Raw genomic sequence first — 17,632 nt, forward strand, 5'->3', positions numbered from 1 at the left:
CATTTCGGCACCCATAGCTGATTGTCACGTAAAGTCGTCATCTAACCTCCACTGGACGCAAGACCAGATTCAATACTTCCTCATGACATCAGCCCAAGTCGTGCGCAACAGTTTCTCATAGTCGGCAGCTCGCAGACGTTCGCCCACATCATTGATAATGAGCTGCCCAATGTCAATTATCGCCTTGACAAACTTCTCTATTTCGGCGATCGAACGCCCCTTTTGCAAGGTTTCCAGTCGCGCACGGACATCTGCCTTTGGCTTAGTAATATCCAACTCATGTGCAATCTCATTTCGAGCCGAAAAAGCGTCCTTAAGCGTTGCGGAGTCTGCCTTGCCGGGCTTAATTCGACTACGCACACTACGATCGGTAACGCCTAACGCAATTGCGATCTCTTCCACCCTTTCGACAGACTGAGCGCTCGACGACTGGAGATGCTGTGACCACCTATTCAAAACGATCCCCTTAGGACTCTTGCCTTCACCCAGCAAGATCCTCACTAGCGACTTAGCATCAATGCCCCCCGAGCCAGAGGAAATATGATCCTCGGCGAACTTATGGAACGACTCAATACTCTTCGGTTCAAACTCTGCCAAGTATGGCATCGTGTCATCGACCAATTGCTTGAGAGATCGGTCGAGGCCGGCGCCAGCAAACAGAAGCGCCGAGCGCAACGAACTCTGCGCCGCATGCGTAAATCGTCCAGTTAACGCTTTCCCTGTTGAGATTTTCTCAACCTTGTTAATAATATGAGCAGACGATATCGCTTCCAGCGCAGTTATGCGAGCCACTCGAAGGGCGTTTTGCGCTTCTCGGCAGACTGGAACAGGCGGCTCCTTTGGCTGAACAAAAGACTTCTCAATCTCTTCTATGGAACCGGACGATACCAATTCCTTAGCCCAGTCACGGACAGTCTTCAATTCATTCTCGGACGTGGTACTCACCAGGCCTCAACCCTTCCATAGGATGACGGGGGCATATCCTCATGAGGAGTCTGGATCAACCTCAACGCTTGTTACGCCTCAGCGATAACGCAACCATCTCGGTACAAAACCGGTACAGGCGGCAACGATCAACGGCGACGAAAGGCCACCGCTGACGAACACAAACCCGCCGCTCGACCTCCTCAGCGCCCCATCCAACGAGGCTAGATGCAGCAAACCCGTAACTGAGACCCACGCCAACGCGACTACAAGCCATGAAGTACCTGAGCGCGTGGGTTGAATACGGTGAACCGCACCGGCCGGCCAGGCGAGTGCCGAGGCGCGTGGACCTTGAGACTCCTGGGCAACTTCATGCGATCACCGTCGATGACTTTGACAAGTTCCGGCACGGCGAGCCTATACACACTCTGTGTAACAGACCTGTCCTAGATAGCTACGGCGTTGAGTGGTCACCTGCGCGAAGCAGCGGGCGATGCGATCGTTGCTGGAATCTGGTCGCCGAGGCTCGCGCAGACAGGTAAGCGCTGCAAACCGAGTTTGCCTGCCGAACTTGGCTCTATGGGATCAAGGCGCCGCCAGCGGCGGCGCGCACGTCACCTCCCGTTCGTCGGCCCACCCGCTCGCGGGACGGACGGCCTGCCGCTCCGCTCCGGCCGCCGCCCGCCGGGTAGGCTCGCCGGACCGATAGACCGCACAGCGCGCCGCCGCTGACGGCGATCAGCTCATCGGCCTAGTTACGCAGCCCAGCGTCGCTGGCAGGGTCAACCTCATGCCAACTTCAGACCGCGCCGCAGCAGAAGCCCACGCCGCCGCAGCACGCGAAGCCCTCGAACAGGGCCGGAACAAAGCGGACCCGATCCAGCTGGCCGGCGTCGAGGGCATCTTGGCGGTGTATCACCAGCTGAAGCACATGCAAGACGACTCGATCACCCTCCGGGGCGCAGCCGACCTAGCTGGCGCCATGGACACACTCAGCCGCAAGCTTCCTGATCGCTAGGACTGCCACCCCGAAGCCGGATCATGACTACGGCCGGTAGCACCGCGTCAAGGCGGGAAAGCGTGCCTTGACCCGGCACCACCGGCCGCGTGCTGGCTTCGTATCGGGATGGCGGGGGAGGTGTGGGCGGAGCCCAGGTCATGCCATTAGCGTGCCATTAAGGCCGGTCAACCAAGGTCAACGGCGGACACGACGAGACAGGCTCCTCCGCAGGTCAGGGGCACTTTCCAGCATGATCACCCTGGTTCCCAAGCTGAATACGCGGGTTCGATTCCCGTCATCCGCTCAGCTGCGAAAGCCCCAGGTCAGTGGATGTCCACTGTGGACCTGGGGCTTTCGCTTTGCTTCGGAGTCCCTGATGCCCGAGACCTTGCCGGACGATCTCCGCGCCGACGTCCAGACGCTCTGGGACTACCACGATATGCGCCACGAACTCCGGCCCGCCGACGTCGGGATCGGACTCGGCAGCCACGACCTCGGCGTCGCGACCCGCGCGGCGAAGCCGTCCACTACCGCGAACACGCGCTGGAGCTGGGCGTTCCGGATGACGCGATCCTGGTCGAGACCGAGGCACTGAACACCGGCGACAACATCACGCTCACTCGCGCACTGCTGAAGTCTCGCGGCGTCGAGGCCGAGTCGGTCGTTCTCATCTCCCGGCCGTACCAGCAGCGGCGCGCCTACGCGACATGCACGAAACTGTGGCCCGAGGTCGACGTCATCTGCGCTTCCCGGTCGTTGCCGCTGGACGACTACGTCGAGAGCATCGGTGACGTCGACCGTGTCATCAACATGCTTGTCGGTGACACACAACGGATCACCGTCTACGCCGAGCGTGGTTTCGCTGTTCGGCAGGACATCCCGAGCCGCGTCGCCGAGGCGTACGGCAACCTGGTGAAGGCGGGGTTCAGGAAACGTCTTCTATGACGGATCGATCGCGACGACCTGGTGCACGGCAGCGGCCAACGCAGATAGGCCGGATACCTCCTCGCCCCTATGGCTTCGTCGGAACATCCGTTCCTCGTGCACACTGCGCATCTTTCCGTAAAGAACACGGCTCAGCGGTGGCAGTTCGCTCCATCGTGCGAGAACGGCCTCGTCACTCAACGACGGATGATTCCCGACCGATTCGGTGATACCCCGACTTTCGACATGTGTGAATCCTTCTTGGAGAAGACCCTTCAAGGCGAAGAAGTAACCTTCCGGCGGCCGGCCTCGTTCGAGGGTGTACCGATCGTGCTCGTGACGCCCGTCGATCCGACGATCGCAGTAGTAGCAGGTCGTCGTGCAGTCACACTTCGATCTTCCAGCGAGCCGACAGGCCTCCGCCGTGTCCATGCGGGCTTTCTCTCTGCTCAGAGAACTTGTTGAGAGATCGGTCGAGCATGATGGTTGTTACCGTGCCAGGTATGGAGATCCGGCAGTTCACCGAAGAGGACTGGGCGCAGGTCTGGTCGATCGTGCGTGAAGTCGTGCGGGCCGCGGACACGTACACCTACGACCCGGACCTCAGCGAGAACGACGCCCGCAAGACATGGATCGAGGCGCCGCCGGGCCGGACGGTGGTCGCGGTGGAGGACGGCCGCGTGTTCGGGACGGCCAAGATGGGGCCGAACCGCGGCGGACCCGGGTCGCATGTGGCGACGGCCAGTTTCATGGTGGACAAGGATGTTCGCGGCAAGGGCATCGGTGGTGCGCTGTGCGCGAACGCTCTGCAGTGGGCCAGGGAGCAGGGTTTCGCGGGGATGCAGTTCAACGCGGTCGCCGAATCGAACGCGGCCGGGATCCGGATCTACGAACGGCTCGGGTTCGAGATCGTCGGCACGGTGCCGGGCGCGTTCGAGCACCCGACGCTGGGGCGAATCGGGTTGCACGTCATGTACTGCGACTTCGGCTGAGGTCAGCCTTCGACGAGTTCCCAGGGGGCGTCGGCGCTCGGCCGGTCGTACACCTGGCCGGGCGCGGCGCTCAGCACCAGGGCGACGTCCGGGTACAGCGTGACGGCGTGCTCCATTTCGAGGGCTTCGACCTCGAAGTCCTCGTTCTCCGGCACCTGGAAGCCGACGAGCAGCCAGCTGCCGTCGGCCTCGCGGACGACCTGGCGCACGGCGCGGGCCGGGGCGGCGGGGTCGGTGGAGATCTCGGCGAGTTCGGTGCTCACCTGGACTTCTTCCAGCGGCGAGCCTGGATGCGTCCACGCGGCGAGGCGGGCGGCGCGCACCAGGAGGTCTTCCTCGTCGTCGTCCGAGTCGGCGACCGAACTCAGCAGCCACGAGCGCCGCTCCGGATCCCAGTCGGCGGCCATGCCGGTGGGGAGGCCGGCGAGCACGGCGAGTTCGGGGATGAGCTCCACCGCTTCCCGCAGCGGCAGCGCGCCGAACGCGTCCTTGTTCTCCTCCATGTCCTCGGAGAACTCGTTGCCGTCGCTGATGAACCAGTCACCGTCGTCGTCGAGTACGACGAACGCGAGGTTCGACGGGTCCTCCACCAGCGACCGGGAGATGATCACCGGAGACTCGGGATCCTGACTCAACGGCCAGTTCTCGCTCGACATGCTGGGCTCCCAACGGGGTTGTCCGGCTGTGGGGCACCATCCCACCATCTTCGGCGTTTCCACCGCGCACCGGACCGGCGGAAGCTCATTCGCTGAGGTCGTACTCGTCGACGTCGAGCGCGGCGGCGGCTTCGGTGAGGAAAGCGAGCACGGCGGGCGAGAGGTGCCAGCCGAACTCCTCGCCGCCGTCACGGTGATGGAAGTAGCGGACCACTTGCAGCACCGCGCTCGCGCCTTCGTCCACCAGCTTCCGGATTTCGGGGCGGACCGGGGCGAGCCTGCCGATCACGCTCTCGATCTGGTCGTCGACCGGCTCCGAACCGCGATGCGTCACCTTCCAGGCGTGCATCCGCGGCAACCGGTGCTCGGCGGACCGCGAACCCAGTACCAGGACCTCGTCGGGCTCCATGCCGAGCCGCGCGGTGATCTCCGCGGCGGACACGGTTTCGCTCTTCAAGGCGAAGTAGCAGTACTGGTGGACCTTCATACGCCCGGCACCCTAGCTTTCGGGCAGGCTGACCAGGTGAAACGTGATCAATCGCTTATCGAACGGCTCGCGCGGGAGCGCAACGCCTGGTTGTGCACGCTCCGAGCGGACGGATCGCCGCACGTCACGCCGGTGTGGTTCGTCTACCTCGACGACGTCTTCTGGATCGGCAGCGGCGAGCGGAACGTGAAGGTGCGCAACATCGGCAACGATCCGCGTGTCAGCATCGCGCTGGAAGACGGCGACGCGCCGGTGGTCGCCGAAGGCCTGGTACGTGTCCACCGCGGAACGCTCCGCGCGGACGTTCTCGAGGCGCTGGCGGCGAAGTACGACGGCTGGGCGGCAGGCGAGGAGATCGAGCCGTTCGGCGCCAGGGTGCTGCTGGAAGTCCCCGTTAAGCGGTGGCTGCTCGCGGGTGTCGCCCAATAGTCTGGAAAGTCCGATACCGATCTTGGGATGGACGATGCTGACCGGTGAACTGATCCGCTTGCGCCCGCTGGAACCCGAGGACGCGGACACGCTGTGGCGCTGGCACAACGACCCGGAGGTCACGCGCTGGCTGCCCGCGGACCACCCGGAATCCCTCGCCCAGACCCGCGAACGCTTCGCCAACCGGAAGCCCAACAGCTTCGGCCACGTGGACTTCGCGATCGAGAGCCTCGCCGTGGGCACGCTGATCGGCACCTGCACCCTGCGCGACGCCACGCCGGAAGGAGGCCGCGCGGAACTCGACATCTATCTCGGCGAGAAGGACCACTGGGGCGGCGGCTACGGCACCGACGCCATGCGCACGCTCTGCCGCTACGGCTTCGACATGATGCGGCTGCACATGATCGCGCTGTGGGTCGTGGTCGACAACGAGGCCGCGATCCACGTCTACAAGAAGCTCGGATTCCAGGTGGACGGCAGGCACCGGCAGTCGTTCCGCGGCCAGAACGGCGAGTGGCACGACGAGTACCTGATGAGCCTGCTCGAAGGGGAACTCCGCTAGTCGTTCAGTCCTTTCGTGAGCCTGGCGGGCGCCTTCATCCGCCAGGCCTCCTCGATGAGTTCGCGCAGCTGCGTCTTCTCGACCTTCTCCAGGTCGACGAGGATCGCGCCGTAGCCGTCGTAATGCGGTGTGGTGAAGTACGCGGGGTCGCCGGAGGCCAGCAGCGCCTCCTTCTCCGCGTGCTCGCACAGCAGCATCAGCCCGCCCTCGGCCTCGGTGCGCAGGCGGGCGAAGCTCTTGCCCGCGACCTTGAGCGACGGCGTGCGGTACGAAGTGGACTCCTCGACCTCGGGCAGCCTGCCCGCCAGTTCCACGACTTCTTCCCAGGTCGTCATGGCGGCCATTGTGCCCTGGGTCACTGACAAAACCACCCCACAGATGCAATGAAAGGTCCTTTCCTCGCAAATTTCGCAAGGAAAGGACCTTTCATGGCGCTCGCGAGGGCTACGGCAGCGCGGTGATCCGGTCCGCGGACGGCGGCGCGATACCCGGGTGCGCCCCGAAGTACGCGATCAGCGCGTCCAGGTCCACCGGACCACCCGACAGGTTGGTCCCCTTCGTGAACTCAGTGAAGCCGTCCCCGCCGGCGGCGAGGAAGTTGTTCACCGAAACGCGGTACGACGCCGCCGGATCGATCGGCGTGCCGTCGAGTGTCAGGTTCGAGACGCGTGACCCCTGGGCCGCCGACGCCGAGTACGAGTACTTCAGCGACTTCGAGATCTGCAGGATCCGCACCACGCCGTTGGCCTGCCACTGCTGTTCGAGCACGTTCTTCAGGTCGGCCCCGGTGAGCGTGATCGTCTGCATGATGTTCGCGAACGGCTGCACGGCGAACGCCTCGCCGTAGGTCACGACACCGTCGCCCTCGCCGGCGGGCGACGACGCGTAGGTGAAGTCCGTGCGGATACCGCCTGGGTTCGTCATGGCGATCTGCGCGCCGTTCGACTTCGTGGCTTCGAGCTGGGCGTCCGCGATGACGTCGCCGAGCGGCGATTCCCCGGAGGGGGCGCCCTTGGCGGTCAGGTCCGCGGTGATGGTGCCGACGGCCTTGTTCGCGATCGGCGCGGCCTTGGTCTTCGCCTCTTCGATCAGCTTGAGCACGTCGGCGTCCGGCGTGACGTCGCGGGTGACGATCTGGTTGTGCGCCTTGGTTTCGCCACGGACGACGTCGAGCGTGCGGCGGTCGATCTTCAGGTCGACGACCGACAGCAGACGCCCGAACGACGCACCCTGGATCACCGGGCGCGGCTTGCCGTCGGGATCGTTGATCACGCAGTTGTACTGCTGGTGGCTGTGCCCGGTGAAGATGGCGTCCACTGTGGACGTCACCTTCTGCGCGATCGCGGTCGCCGCCCCCGGTTTGACCTTGCATTCGTCCGGACCGGCGGTCTCGGAGTTGTCGCCCTGGTGAAGCAGCACGACCTGTGCCTTGACCCCGAACAGGTCGAGCAGCTTGGCGGTGCGGTCGATGGCCTGGACCTCTTCGCCGAACTTCAGGCCCTTGATCGCCTCCGGGGTGACGACCTGCGGCAGATCCTTCAGCGTCGCGCCGATGACGCCGATCGGGACGCCGCCGGAGAACTCGATGCTGAACGGCAGCAGCGCCGGGAAGCCGTTCTCGTAGTACACATTGGACCCGAGGAAGGGGAAGTTCGCGCCCTTGAAGGACTCGCGGAACTGGCAGCCGTCGGTCGGATGGCAGCCGCCGTGCTGCATCCGGCGGAGTTCCTTGAGGCCTTCGTCGAATTCGTGGTTGCCCACCACGGAAGCCTCGACCCCGAGCCGGTTCAGCAGTTCGACGGTCGGCTCGTCGTGGAACAGCGCCGAGATCACCGGCGACGCGCCGATGCTGTCACCTGCCGACAGGACGACAGAGTTACGCACTTCGCCGCGAAGCTTCTTCAGGTGCGTCGCGAGGTAGGCGGCACCGCCCGCATTGACGGTCTTGCCGTCGGGGAGCGTGACACGGCCGCTCGAACCGGACGGCGGTTCGAGGTTGCCGTGCAGGTCGTTGAACGTGATCAGCCGGACGTCGGTGGTCGACGACGTGGCGGACGCGGGCGCGGCGACGGCGGCCAGCGCGGTCAGCGCGGCACCGGCGACCACGGCCAGCCGGGTAGAGAGTTTCATGCTTCCTCCGATTCGCACGGCGGAGGAGTCTGCCTTGCGGATTTGCGCTTCACCAGGGCAGAAAGCAGGACGATAGGCAAACGTCACATGGTGACGGGCAGATAAAGACGTTCGCGCCGCCGGGTGACGTCGTTCGGCATCGGCTCCAGTTCCCCGGTCGCGATGAAGCCGAGTTTCAAATACAGCCGCCGCGCGTGGTCGTTGTCCTCCGCGACGTGCAGCCACACCTCGCGTGCGCCGTCGTCCTCGGCGGCCGATCGCACTTCATCCATCAGCCTGGTGCCCAATCCCCGGCGGCGGGCTTCGGGCGCGACCCACATCGAGTAGAGGATCCAGCCGTCGTCTCGCGCCCGTCCGGCGACGAGACCCACCGGACGCCCGTCGTCGAAGGCGGCGAACCAGACGTCCCCGGCCAGCTTCGCGAGCCACTCCTCGTCGGATTGCGCGCGTTCGGCCGCGGCGATCGAGCCGTAGTTCTCGGGCGTGTCCGTCAGGGCACGCAGGCGGATCTCACGGAAGACGTCGAGATCCGCGGGGACGAGCCGTCGCACGAGCACCATCCGGGCAGAATCCCACGTCCACCGGCGGAGCAGGGAACGAATATCGCCGATCGGCCAAGATCGGGGTCGGCCACTCGGCCGATCCGGCCCCGGCAGCGGCGGCCCTTCGACCGAAGTGGCCGCACCCGCCTGATCCATAACGTCGTGGTCATGACGAACGCACAGGTCACCGCCCTGCAGTACGGCTTGATCGGCTTCTTCGCGCTCTGGGCGACGGTACTGATCCCGCAGCTGATCGTCCTGCACGCGCGGCACGGCCGAGTGCGGCTTCGTCCCGTCCTGACCACGGCCGCCGTGCTGCTCTACGCCACCATGACCCTGGCGGTGACCTTCCTGCCGCTGCCCGGCCCCGGCGCCGGACGACTGAGCCAGACCGTGCAGCTGAACCCGTTCCAGTGGATCACCGACATCCACACCGAACTGCTCAAGCACGGGCTGCCGATGGCCGACTGGTTCACCACCCAGACCTTCCAGCAGGCCACCATGAACGTGCTGCTGTTCGTCCCGCTCGGCTTCTTCGCCAGGACACTGTGGAAGCGCGGCCTCATCGGCACGACGCTGATCGGGCTCGCCGCATCGCTGCTGATCGAGATCACGCAGCTGACCGCGAACTTCGGCACCGCGCCCTACGTCTACCGGATCTTCGACGTCGACGACCTGCTCAACAACACCGGTGGCGCGATGCTCGGCTGGATCGCCGGGGCGCTGCTGCTCAGCCTCGTGCGGAAGCCCGTGCCCTCAACGGTCGAGATGCAGCCGCTGCGTGGCGAGCGGGTCGACCTCGCCCAGGTCCGCTAGCCTCGCCCGCCGTCGCTGGGCCGCGCGCCGCGCGGCCCGCCGGTCTTCCGCGATCACCAGCACGGTGGCCACCACGAAGATCAACGCGACCAGGCCGAGGATGAGCGAGAGCTGCAAAACGCCTCCTCGAATACGACCTTTGTGTGCGAGATCACAAACAGTACGCATATCGTGGTGAGTTGACCACCCCTTGAGACGAAAGTGGGTGTCCCAGATCACGCGGGGGTCGCCGAGAACCAGGTGCGGTCGTCTGTGCACCAGCGCTCGAAGACCAGGCCTGCCCTGGTCAGGGCGGCGTCCAGTGCCGCTGCGTCCAGCCGGCGGCAGGTGAAGGGCTGGTTCCACGACCGGCCCGCCGCCGAGTACCGCACGACGGCCGACAGCAGGTCACCGTCACGGACGACACGGTCGAGCCGGACGTCGACCTCGCCGAGTCTGCCGCCCTGGGCGTCGCGGACCGACTCGAACCACTCCGGCGGATGCCATTCGACGAGCACCCGGCCGCCGGGCGCGACATGCGCGCAGGCGGTGGACAGGAAGGCCTCGCGATCGACCGCGGAGGCGGTGTTGACCAGGTGACTGCCCAGCAGTACCGCGTCGAAGAGCCGTTCGAGCCGCAGTTCCTCGATCTTCGAACACACCTTGTCCGCGCGGACGTGGGCGAGCATCTCCGGCGAGTCGTCCACCGCGACCACCGGATGCCCCAGATCCAGCAGCGCGTGCGTGATCCGCCCGACGCCGCTGCCGAGCTCCAGGATCGACGCGCCTTCCGGGATCGCCGCGTGCACAGTCCCCGGCTCGTCGCCGGGTGGCAGCAGCCGATAGACCTCGACCGGACAGCCGTCGGCCGTGAACGCCCCGTGCTCCATACCCGCCAGCGTGCCGGAAACTGGCGGGGTGAGGACCAAACCGACCAAGGACGAGCTGGCCGCCGCCTACGGCAAGACCATCGACGACGTCATCGCGCCCGACCTGGACGTGCTGTTCTGCGGGATCAACCCTGGCCTCTACTCGGGCGCGCTCGGCCTGCACTTCGCCCGGCCGGGGAACCGGTTCTGGCCCGCGCTCCACCGCGGCGGCTTCACCCCGCGCGTGCTCGACCCCAGCGAGCAGCACGAGCTGCTCGGCCTCGGCCTTGGCATCACGAACGTCGTCGCGCGGACGACGGCGCGGGCCGACGAGCTGACCCCGGACGAATTCCGGGAAGGCGGGCGCCTCCTCGCGGTGAGGGTCGCCGAATACCGGCCACGCTGGCTCGCCGTGGTCGGGATCACGGCCTTCCGGGCGGCGTTCGGCCTGCCGAAGGCGAAGATAGGCCCGCAGGACGGCGAGATCGGCGGGGCACGGGTCTGGGTCCTGCCCAATCCCAGCGGGCTGAACGCGCATTGGACGCCCGCGGCGCTCGGAGACGAGTTCGGCCGTCTTCACACTGAAGTCCACTCTGAGTAGCGAACTTGTCAACTTCCGCCCTCAGCGGGTTCATTTGCGCAAGAGATCCACGACCAGCTGATACGCAGAGTTTGCCGCGACGGGGCGATACATCTATGAGGGGGATATCGCGTCACGTGCTCCGACCTCCTGACTCGTAATAGTTACGAGGTGTCATCTCTGTCCGGTCCCGCAGGGGGGACCGGTTGACGAGGGTGACCACGCCGGGGGGCGGTGGTCACCGAATGGGCTTTCGAGTCCTCTCGTCCGGAGATGGCGGGCAGGAAAACGGAGGGGTCCGTGATGCGAAGCATCGAGCCGAACCGAACTCAGGCCGGCAGGCCTGGTGGACTGTCACCAGGCGGCCGCGGACTCGGCGTGGCCGCCGTCGATCCGATCCCGATCTTCTGCGAGGGCCTGAGCTCGCTGGTCCACCGCACGCCCGGCCTGCAGTGGCTCGGGCACGCGGCCAGCCATCACGCGGCGCTCCAGCTGTGCGAACAGCTCAAACCGGACGTCATCGTGCTGGATTCGGCGCTCGACCCGAACTGCCACCTGTCCCGCCTGCTCAGCGGCGGTGACCCGGCACTGGTCATCATCACGATGATCAGAGACACCAACCGCACTCAGCAGTACCTCGCCGCGGCGATCGCGGCAGGCGTGCACGCGATCGTGCCGCGGGCTACCGACGGGCGGCATCTGACCGAGGCGATCCGGCGCGCGCACAGCGACCGGCGCTACATCGACCCGACGCTGGCGGCGCTGACCGCGCGGCCGAAACGCCAGCCCGTGCTCCCGAAGCCGGGCGACGCCCCCAAGCCGGCGACCGCGCGCGGCCTGATGCCGCTGTCCCGCCGCGAGTACCAGGTCCTGCAGCTGGTGGCGGAGGGGCTGGAGAACTCCGGGATCGCGAAGATCCTGTTCCTCTCCGTGGAAACCGTGCGGACGCACGTCAAGAGCATCCTGCGCAAGCTTTCCGCCCGAGACCGGACACACGCGGTGACGATCGCGTTCCGTTCCGGCATCCTGGTCACGAACCCCGACGACGCGCACACCCCGGTCGAGACACCCACGGCCACTTCGATCGCGCCGTCATCCCGCTGAGACCCCCGTATTGCTGATTTACACATCACAACAGTGGCCATTCACTTGCCGCCGGTTACCCACAGGTAATATCCTGAAGTTACCGGCGAGTAGGGGACGTGTGCCCGGCCGGGGAGCCGAACACATTGGAGTGACGAAATGGGCCACTACAAGAGCAACGTCCGAGACCTGGAGTTCAACCTCTTCGAGGTACTCGGCGTGCAGGACCGCCTCGGCAAGGGCGTCCTCGCGGAATCCGACGAGGAGACCGCCCGCGGCGTGCTGACCGAGCTGAACAAGCTCGCTTCCGGTCCCCTCGCCGACTCGTACGCCGACGCGGACCGCAACCCGCCGGTGTACGACCCGAAGACCTTCTCGGTGAAGATCCCCGAGTCGTTCAAGAAGAGCTACCAGGCGCTGATGGACGGCGAATGGTGGCGGCTGGGCCTGCCGAACGAGCTGGGCGGCTTCGGCCTGCCCCCGACCGTGCAGTGGGCCGCGGCCGAGCTGATCCTCGGTGCCAACGCGCCGCTGTTCATGTACATGGCGGGCCCGAACTTCGCCGGCATCGTCGACAAGAACGGCACCGACGAGCAGAAGCGCTGGGCGCAGATCATGATCGACCGCGGCTGGGGCGCCACCATGGTGCTCACCGAGCCCGACGCCGGTTCCGACGTCGGCGCCGGCCGCGCCAAGGCCGTCAAGCAGGAGGACGGCTCCTGGCACATCGACGGCGTGAAGCGGTTCATCACCTCGGCCGAGAACGACATGGTCGAGAACATCATGCACCTGGTGCTGGCCCGTCCCGAGGGCCCCGGCATCGAGACCAGGCCCGGCACCAAGGGTCTTTCGCTCTTCCTCGTGCCGAAGTTCCACTTCGACGGCGAGACCGGTGAGCTGGGCGAGCGCAACGGCGCCTTCGTCACCAACGTCGAGCACAAGATGGGCATCAAGGCCTCCACCACCTGCGAGCTGACCTTCGGCCAGCACGGCACCCCCGCCAAGGGCTGGCTGCTCGGCGAGGTGCACGACGGCATCGCGCAGATGTTCCAGGTCATCGAGTACGCCCGCATGATGGTCGGCACGAAGGCCATCGCGACGCTGTCGACCGGTTACCTCAACGCGCTCGAGTACGCCAAGGAGCGCGTCCAGGGCGCCGACCTGCCGAACATGCTGAACAAGGCGGCGCCGCGCGTCACCATCACGCACCACCCGGACGTCCGCCGCTCGCTGATGCTGCAGAAGGCGTACGCCGAGGGCCTGCGCGCGGTGTACCTCTACACCGCGACCTTCCAGGACCAGGTGTGGACCGGCGAGGGTGACGAGGCGTCGCAGAAGATCGCGCACGGCGTCAACGACCTGCTGCTGCCGATCGTCAAGGGCGTCGGTTCCGAGCGCGCGACCGAGCAGCTCGTGCAGTCGCTCCAGACCCTCGGCGGGTCGGGCTTCCTGCAGGACTACCCGATCGAGCAGTACATCCGTGACGCGAAGATCGACTCGCTGTACGAAGGCACCACGGCCATCCAGTCGCTGGACTTCTTCTTCCGCAAGATCGTCCGCGACAAGGGTGCTTCGCTGGCCTACGTCGCCGGGGAGATCACGAAGACCATCGAGTCGGAGATCGGCAACGGGCGGCTCAAGAACGAGCGCGCCCTGCTCAAGCAGGCGCTGGAAGACACCCAGGGCATGCTCGGCTCGCTGATCGGCTACCTGACCTCGTCGCAGGAAGACCCGCAGAACATCAACAAGGTCGGCCAGCACACGGTCCGCCTGCTGATGTCGGTCGGCGACCTGCTCATCGGCTGGCAGCTCATCAAGCACGCCGAGGTCGCCATCGGCAAGCTCGACGCGGGCGCGTCCGCGAAGGACGTCCCGTTCTACGAGGGCAAGCTCGCGGTGGCGTCGTTCTTCGCGAAGAACGTGCTGCCGGAGCTGACGTCGCGCCGCGCGATCGTCGAGGCCGCGGACAACAGCCTCATGGACATCCCCGAAGCCGCGTTCTAAACGGTTTCGTGACGAAAGGCCCTCTCCCCCGCGGAGAGGGCCTTTCTGGTTTCGAGGGGGTTCCGGGCGGGCATCACCGTGCTGAGTCCGCCTCCGGGCGGAGACCTCGGCAAAGGAGTCTCAATGACAGTCACCGGCATCATCACGGCGATCGTGGTCGGTTTGATCCTCGGGGTGCTCGGCAGGTTCTTCGCCCCCGGCAAGCAGTCCATTCCGATCTGGCTGACCATCGTCGTCGGTATCGTCGCCGCCTTCATCGGTACGGCGATCGCCCGTGGACTCGGCTACGCGGACACGAAGGGCTTCGACTGGCTCGAACTCATCACCCAGATCGTCATCGCCGGTCTCGGGGTGACCCTGGCCGCGAACCTCTACGGACGCCGCAGTGTCACCCGGTAAGGGGTCTTGAGGCGCGATGAGCCCGAATCGGTGTCACCGTGGGCTCATCGATCTCCAGCGAAGGAGGAACCATGTTGGGTGGCCTTTGGGGCATCATCACCACGATCGTGGTCGGGTTGATCCTCGGCGTCATCGGCCGGATGATCGCGCCCGGCGATCAGAAGATCCCGATGTGGCTGACGATCGTCGTCGGCATCATCGCCGCCTTCATCGGCAACTGGCTTGCCGGTGTGTTCGGCGTCCGTGACACCGCGGGCATCGACTGGATCCGGCACGCCTTCCAGGTCGGCGCGGCCATCGTCGGCGTGATCGGCGCGGCCGCGATCTACGCGAAGGTCAAGGGCGGCGGGCACCGGACAGTCACCTGATCCCGTTACGGTCGGCCCTGTGACCACTCGACTCGATCTCAGTGGCCAGGGGCTGACCTCCCTGTCCGGCACCTCCCTTCCGGCCTCGCTCGAACACCTGGACCTGTACGACAACCGGCTGACGTCCGTTCCCGACGGGCTCTGGTCGCTGTCCGGGCTCCGCGTGCTGAATCTGGCCGCCAACCGGCTGACCACCGTGTCGCCTTCGATCGGCGCCCTGCGGAATCTGCACACCCTGGATCTGGGCCACAACGAGCTTTCCACCCTGCCGGACGAACTCGGCGAGCTCTCCGGGCTGACGGAATACCTCTACGTGAGCGACAACCGGCTCACCGAATTCCCCGCCGCGCTCTGCTCGCTCGGACGGCTGAAATACCTGGGTTGCACGGACAATCGCATCCCCACGCTTCCGAAAGACCTCTCCGGCCTGGCCTCGCTGCGCGAACTTCGCTTGTACGGCAACGGGTTGACCGAACTGCCGGAATCGATCGGAACGCTTTCCGCCTTACGCGAGCTGCATCTGCGGAAGAACCTGCTGACGTCCTTGCCGTCCTCCATCGGTGAGCTGGGCGAGTTGCGTCAGCTGGACCTGCGGGAGAACAAGCTGACCTCGCTGCCGCCGTCCATCGCCCGGCTGTCCAAATTGGACAAGCTGGATCTGCGCTGGAACAAGGAACTGCGGGAGCCGTCGTGGCTCGCGGACTTCGAGGCGCGTGGCTGCATGGTGCTGCGGTGAGCCTCAGGCGCAGATGATCGCGGCTCGCGGCGAGTAGGTCGCGTTGCGGGTCTCCCGGCGGACCTCCGTCCCGGTGACGACGTCGATCAGCACGCGGGTGTCCGACGTGCTGAACCCGGCCGCACCGGGATCGGGGACGCAGCCGGGGCCCGAGCCCATCTGCACCGGCTGGGGAACGTAGGAGTGCCGCTCGCCGCCGACGCTCTGCACCGAAAACCGTTTGGTACCCCAGATCCGCACGGTCACCGAACCATTGGCGGGGAGCACCTGGATCGCGATCCCGGTCGGGGCGTCGTTGACGATCTGCAGCTCGACCGGCGAGCCGTCGTTGTTGATCGCCTTGACGTCGCGCGCGACCGGATAGCGGTCGAGGTAGTGGTCGTGCTCCAGATGCCCGCCGTCCGCCAGCCCCGCCAGGTACGCGGCGTTGTAGAGCGTCGTCGCGAGCTGGGAGACGCCGCCGCCGACCACGACCGGCCCGGTGCCGTCTTCGTTCACCGGCGCGGGGACGTAGCCCGCGTCCGCCGTCCTCGCACCGGACCGCGCGCCGAGGCTGAACGTCTCGTTCGGCTTCACGATGGCGCCGGAAACCCGGCTGGCCAACGCCTGCACGTTCGTCATCGCGGGCCCGCTCAGGCCCGACGTGGTGAATTCGCCGATGATCTCGTTGATGCCGAGGACGTTCGCCGCGTCGGTGCTGACGGCCGGGCTGCTGGCGTCGTAGACCGCCCTCAGCTCCCGCTCCTCGCTCTTCGCGAGCACCGAGGTCAGCGACGAGAACGTGTGGTCCCAGTTGATCTTCCGCGCGTCCTTCGACGGCTGCACCGCCGGCCTGTCGCCGACGAAGACGATCTGCGCGTCCGCCCCGTCGGTCTCGGTCTCCTTGAGCTGTGGCTGCGCGACGGCGCGCAGTTTGCCCTGGTCGATGCGGACTTCGAGGTTGCCGTCGTCGCGTGCGGCGAACTGGAAGGACGCCGCGATCGTGGTCGGTTTCAGTATCGCGTCCTTGCCCTCGCCGCGGATGACGAGCGGTTTCGCGACCGCGGGGACGACGATTTTGACGAGCGCGGCGTGCACACCGGGCGAAGTCGCCTTCACGGGGGCGACGTTGACCTTCAACTCGACACCTTGGTCGCTCAGCCAGTGGTCGGTGACCGCGGTGACCGCCTCCTTGACGTCGGCGAGCGCCTGCCCGTTCCGCGGCTCGACCGCGGTGGCGACGACGCCGTCGGTGCCCGCGACGGGCTGGAACGTGATGTTCCCTTCGACCGGCGGGCGGTTCAGCTGCGTGGCGGCGAGGTCCGACACGGCTTTTTCGAGCTTCGGCGCGTCGGTCCAGGTGACGACGCCGACCTCACGGCTGCTGAAGAACGACATCAGCCGCGTGTACGGGCTCAGCGGCTGGTGACCGGCGCGCCCCAGCGTCTGCGGCCAGTCCAGGCCGAGACCGGACGACGTCGGGTACAGCACCGTCCGGACGTCGCCCGCCCGCACCCGCACCGGCTCGATCAGCCTGGGCTCCAGTTCGCGGCGGAGCTTCGACTCGGCTTCCTTGTGTGTGAGGCCGCCGACGTCGATCCCCGCGACCGTGACCCCGCGCGGGACGTCCCCGGCGCTGACGATGAGGTCGACCGCGTACGCGACCACGAACAGGCCCATGAGCACCCCGGTGACCATGAGGGCCTTGCCGAGTCCCCTGCGGAGCTTCGACGCGGGCGTGGGTGGCGGATGCACCACCCTGTCGCCTTCGAAGAGCTCGTCCACCAGGTCCTGGTCGGAGTCCGGGAGGAGGTCGTCGGTGAACAGGTCCTCTTGCTCATCGCGTGCCAACTCTCCCCACCCCTCCCGCAGCCGAGCTACAAGTACAACCCCGTGCCGTGTTCGGTCCGTTCGGTCGCCACGGCGTGGATGTCGCGCTCCCGCATCACCAGGTGCCCCTCGCCCTGGATCTCGACCTCGTGCTGGTCGTCAGGGTTGAACAGCACACGGTCACCGGTCTTGACGTTCCGCACACTGTTGCCCACGCCCAGTACATCACCCCACGCTAGGCGCCGCGCGACCTGCGCGGTGGCGGGGATGACGATGCCGCCCGAACTCCGGCGCTCGCCGTCCTCGGGGGACAGCTTTACGAGCACCCTGTCCTGCAGCATCT

At 66.2% G+C, this 17,632-nt stretch carries 21 protein-coding genes and 1 pseudogene; 12 read left to right on the forward strand and 10 right to left on the reverse strand.

What is annotated here, in order from left to right:
• Positions 1 to 69: 69 nt before the first annotated feature.
• Positions 70 to 945, reverse strand: a complete 876-nt coding sequence (locus ACFVM3_RS03170; protein ID WP_378435061.1) for a hypothetical protein — start codon at positions 943 to 945, stop codon at positions 70 to 72.
• Positions 946 to 1,714: 769 nt separating this feature from the next.
• On the opposite strand from ACFVM3_RS03170, the gene ACFVM3_RS03175 reads away from it, so the two are divergent.
• The 3 genes and pseudogenes from ACFVM3_RS03175 (at position 1,715) to ACFVM3_RS03185 (ending at position 3,840) form a co-directional block, all read left to right on the forward strand.
• Positions 1,715 to 1,942, forward strand: a complete 228-nt coding sequence (locus ACFVM3_RS03175; protein ID WP_378435063.1) for a hypothetical protein — start codon at positions 1,715 to 1,717, stop codon at positions 1,940 to 1,942.
• Positions 1,943 to 2,300: 358 nt separating this feature from the next.
• Positions 2,301 to 2,869 (forward strand): annotated as a pseudogene (locus ACFVM3_RS03180) (YdcF family protein).
• Between the two features lie 482 nt (positions 2,870 to 3,351).
• A complete protein-coding gene (locus ACFVM3_RS03185) occupies positions 3,352 to 3,840 on the forward strand; it encodes a GNAT family N-acetyltransferase (RefSeq protein ID WP_378435065.1) in 489 nt (162 codons plus the stop codon).
• A gap of 2 nt (positions 3,841 to 3,842) precedes the next feature.
• On the opposite strand, the gene ACFVM3_RS03190 is transcribed toward ACFVM3_RS03185, so the two are convergent.
• Positions 3,843 to 4,496, reverse strand: coding sequence for a hypothetical protein (locus ACFVM3_RS03190; protein WP_378435066.1), 654 nt, complete (start codon positions 4,494 to 4,496; stop codon positions 3,843 to 3,845).
• An 85-nt stretch (positions 4,497 to 4,581) separates the two neighbouring features.
• The gene (locus tag ACFVM3_RS03195) at positions 4,582 to 4,983 is read right to left on the reverse strand and encodes a DUF4279 domain-containing protein (RefSeq protein WP_378435068.1); all 402 of its coding nucleotides are present in this window, start codon (positions 4,981 to 4,983) and stop codon (positions 4,582 to 4,584) included.
• A gap of 36 nt (positions 4,984 to 5,019) precedes the next feature.
• Here ACFVM3_RS03195 and ACFVM3_RS03200 point away from each other — a divergent pair, with 36 nt between their 5' ends.
• A complete protein-coding gene (locus tag ACFVM3_RS03200; protein ID WP_378435070.1) occupies positions 5,020 to 5,412 on the forward strand; it encodes a pyridoxamine 5'-phosphate oxidase family protein in 393 nt (130 codons plus the stop codon).
• Positions 5,413 to 5,446: 34 nt separating this feature from the next.
• Positions 5,447 to 5,974 carry a GNAT family N-acetyltransferase gene (locus ACFVM3_RS03205; protein ID WP_378435072.1) on the forward strand — a complete coding sequence of 176 codons (528 nt, stop codon included), beginning with the start codon at positions 5,447 to 5,449 and terminating at the stop codon, positions 5,972 to 5,974.
• On the opposite strand, the gene ACFVM3_RS03210 is transcribed toward ACFVM3_RS03205, so the two are convergent.
• The 3 genes from ACFVM3_RS03210 to ACFVM3_RS03220 form a co-directional block, all read right to left on the reverse strand.
• Entirely contained in the window at positions 5,971 to 6,309 is a 339-nt protein-coding gene (locus ACFVM3_RS03210; RefSeq protein WP_340686142.1) for an MmcQ/YjbR family DNA-binding protein, read from the reverse strand. The two genes, ACFVM3_RS03205 and ACFVM3_RS03210, sit on opposite strands and share 4 nt — an antisense overlap.
• A gap of 109 nt (positions 6,310 to 6,418) precedes the next feature.
• Positions 6,419 to 8,104, reverse strand: a complete 1,686-nt coding sequence (locus tag ACFVM3_RS03215) for a bifunctional metallophosphatase/5'-nucleotidase (RefSeq protein ID WP_378435074.1) — start codon at positions 8,102 to 8,104, stop codon at positions 6,419 to 6,421.
• Positions 8,105 to 8,187: 83 nt separating this feature from the next.
• On the reverse strand, positions 8,188 to 8,664 hold the full coding sequence (locus ACFVM3_RS03220; protein WP_378435076.1) for a GNAT family N-acetyltransferase: 477 nt from the start codon (positions 8,662 to 8,664) through the stop codon (positions 8,188 to 8,190).
• 150 nt (positions 8,665 to 8,814) lie between these two features.
• Here ACFVM3_RS03220 and ACFVM3_RS03225 point away from each other — a divergent pair, with 150 nt between their 5' ends.
• Positions 8,815 to 9,462, forward strand: coding sequence for a VanZ family protein (locus tag ACFVM3_RS03225; protein WP_378435078.1), 648 nt, complete (start codon positions 8,815 to 8,817; stop codon positions 9,460 to 9,462).
• On the opposite strand, the gene ACFVM3_RS03230 is transcribed toward ACFVM3_RS03225, so the two are convergent.
• Together ACFVM3_RS03230 and ACFVM3_RS03235 are read right to left on the reverse strand one after the other, a co-directional pair.
• Positions 9,403 to 9,579 carry a hypothetical protein gene (locus ACFVM3_RS03230; RefSeq protein WP_378435079.1) on the reverse strand — a complete coding sequence of 59 codons (177 nt, stop codon included), beginning with the start codon at positions 9,577 to 9,579 and terminating at the stop codon, positions 9,403 to 9,405. The genes ACFVM3_RS03225 and ACFVM3_RS03230 overlap by 60 nt on opposite strands.
• Before the next feature lie 98 nt (positions 9,580 to 9,677).
• Positions 9,678 to 10,331 carry a class I SAM-dependent methyltransferase gene (locus ACFVM3_RS03235; RefSeq protein ID WP_378435081.1) on the reverse strand — a complete coding sequence of 218 codons (654 nt, stop codon included), beginning with the start codon at positions 10,329 to 10,331 and terminating at the stop codon, positions 9,678 to 9,680.
• A 28-nt stretch (positions 10,332 to 10,359) separates the two neighbouring features.
• On the opposite strand from ACFVM3_RS03235, the gene mug reads away from it, so the two are divergent.
• From mug to ACFVM3_RS03265, 6 genes are all read left to right on the forward strand, one after another.
• Positions 10,360 to 10,911 carry a G/U mismatch-specific DNA glycosylase gene (gene mug, locus ACFVM3_RS03240; protein ID WP_378435083.1) on the forward strand — a complete coding sequence of 184 codons (552 nt, stop codon included), beginning with the start codon at positions 10,360 to 10,362 and terminating at the stop codon, positions 10,909 to 10,911.
• Between the two features lie 282 nt (positions 10,912 to 11,193).
• Complete coding sequence (locus ACFVM3_RS03245; protein WP_378435085.1) at positions 11,194 to 11,994, forward strand: response regulator transcription factor; 801 nt, start codon at positions 11,194 to 11,196, stop codon at positions 11,992 to 11,994.
• A 138-nt stretch (positions 11,995 to 12,132) separates the two neighbouring features.
• A complete protein-coding gene (locus ACFVM3_RS03250) occupies positions 12,133 to 13,977 on the forward strand; it encodes an acyl-CoA dehydrogenase (RefSeq protein ID WP_378435087.1) in 1,845 nt (614 codons plus the stop codon).
• Between the two features lie 123 nt (positions 13,978 to 14,100).
• Entirely contained in the window at positions 14,101 to 14,376 is a 276-nt protein-coding gene (locus tag ACFVM3_RS03255; RefSeq protein WP_378435089.1) for a GlsB/YeaQ/YmgE family stress response membrane protein, read from the forward strand.
• 71 nt (positions 14,377 to 14,447) lie between these two features.
• The gene (locus ACFVM3_RS03260; protein ID WP_126736158.1) at positions 14,448 to 14,744 is read left to right on the forward strand and encodes a GlsB/YeaQ/YmgE family stress response membrane protein; all 297 of its coding nucleotides are present in this window, start codon (positions 14,448 to 14,450) and stop codon (positions 14,742 to 14,744) included.
• A 19-nt stretch (positions 14,745 to 14,763) separates the two neighbouring features.
• The gene (locus ACFVM3_RS03265; protein WP_378435091.1) at positions 14,764 to 15,480 is read left to right on the forward strand and encodes a leucine-rich repeat domain-containing protein; all 717 of its coding nucleotides are present in this window, start codon (positions 14,764 to 14,766) and stop codon (positions 15,478 to 15,480) included.
• Between the two features lie 3 nt (positions 15,481 to 15,483).
• Here ACFVM3_RS03265 and ACFVM3_RS03270 read toward each other — a convergent pair whose 3' ends face one another.
• The gene (locus ACFVM3_RS03270) at positions 15,484 to 17,310 is read right to left on the reverse strand and encodes a VanW family protein (protein ID WP_378435093.1); all 1,827 of its coding nucleotides are present in this window, start codon (positions 17,308 to 17,310) and stop codon (positions 15,484 to 15,486) included.
• A gap of 26 nt (positions 17,311 to 17,336) precedes the next feature.
• Positions 17,337 to 17,630 (reverse strand): co-chaperone GroES, encoded by a 294-nt coding sequence (locus ACFVM3_RS03275; RefSeq protein ID WP_007032412.1) that lies wholly within the window; start codon positions 17,628 to 17,630, stop codon positions 17,337 to 17,339.
• Between the last annotated feature and the right edge of the window lie 2 nt (positions 17,631 to 17,632).

Source organism: Amycolatopsis sp. NPDC057786 (assembly GCF_042797905.1).
In the GTDB taxonomy this organism is placed as follows: Bacteria; Actinomycetota; Actinomycetes; order Mycobacteriales; family Pseudonocardiaceae; genus Amycolatopsis.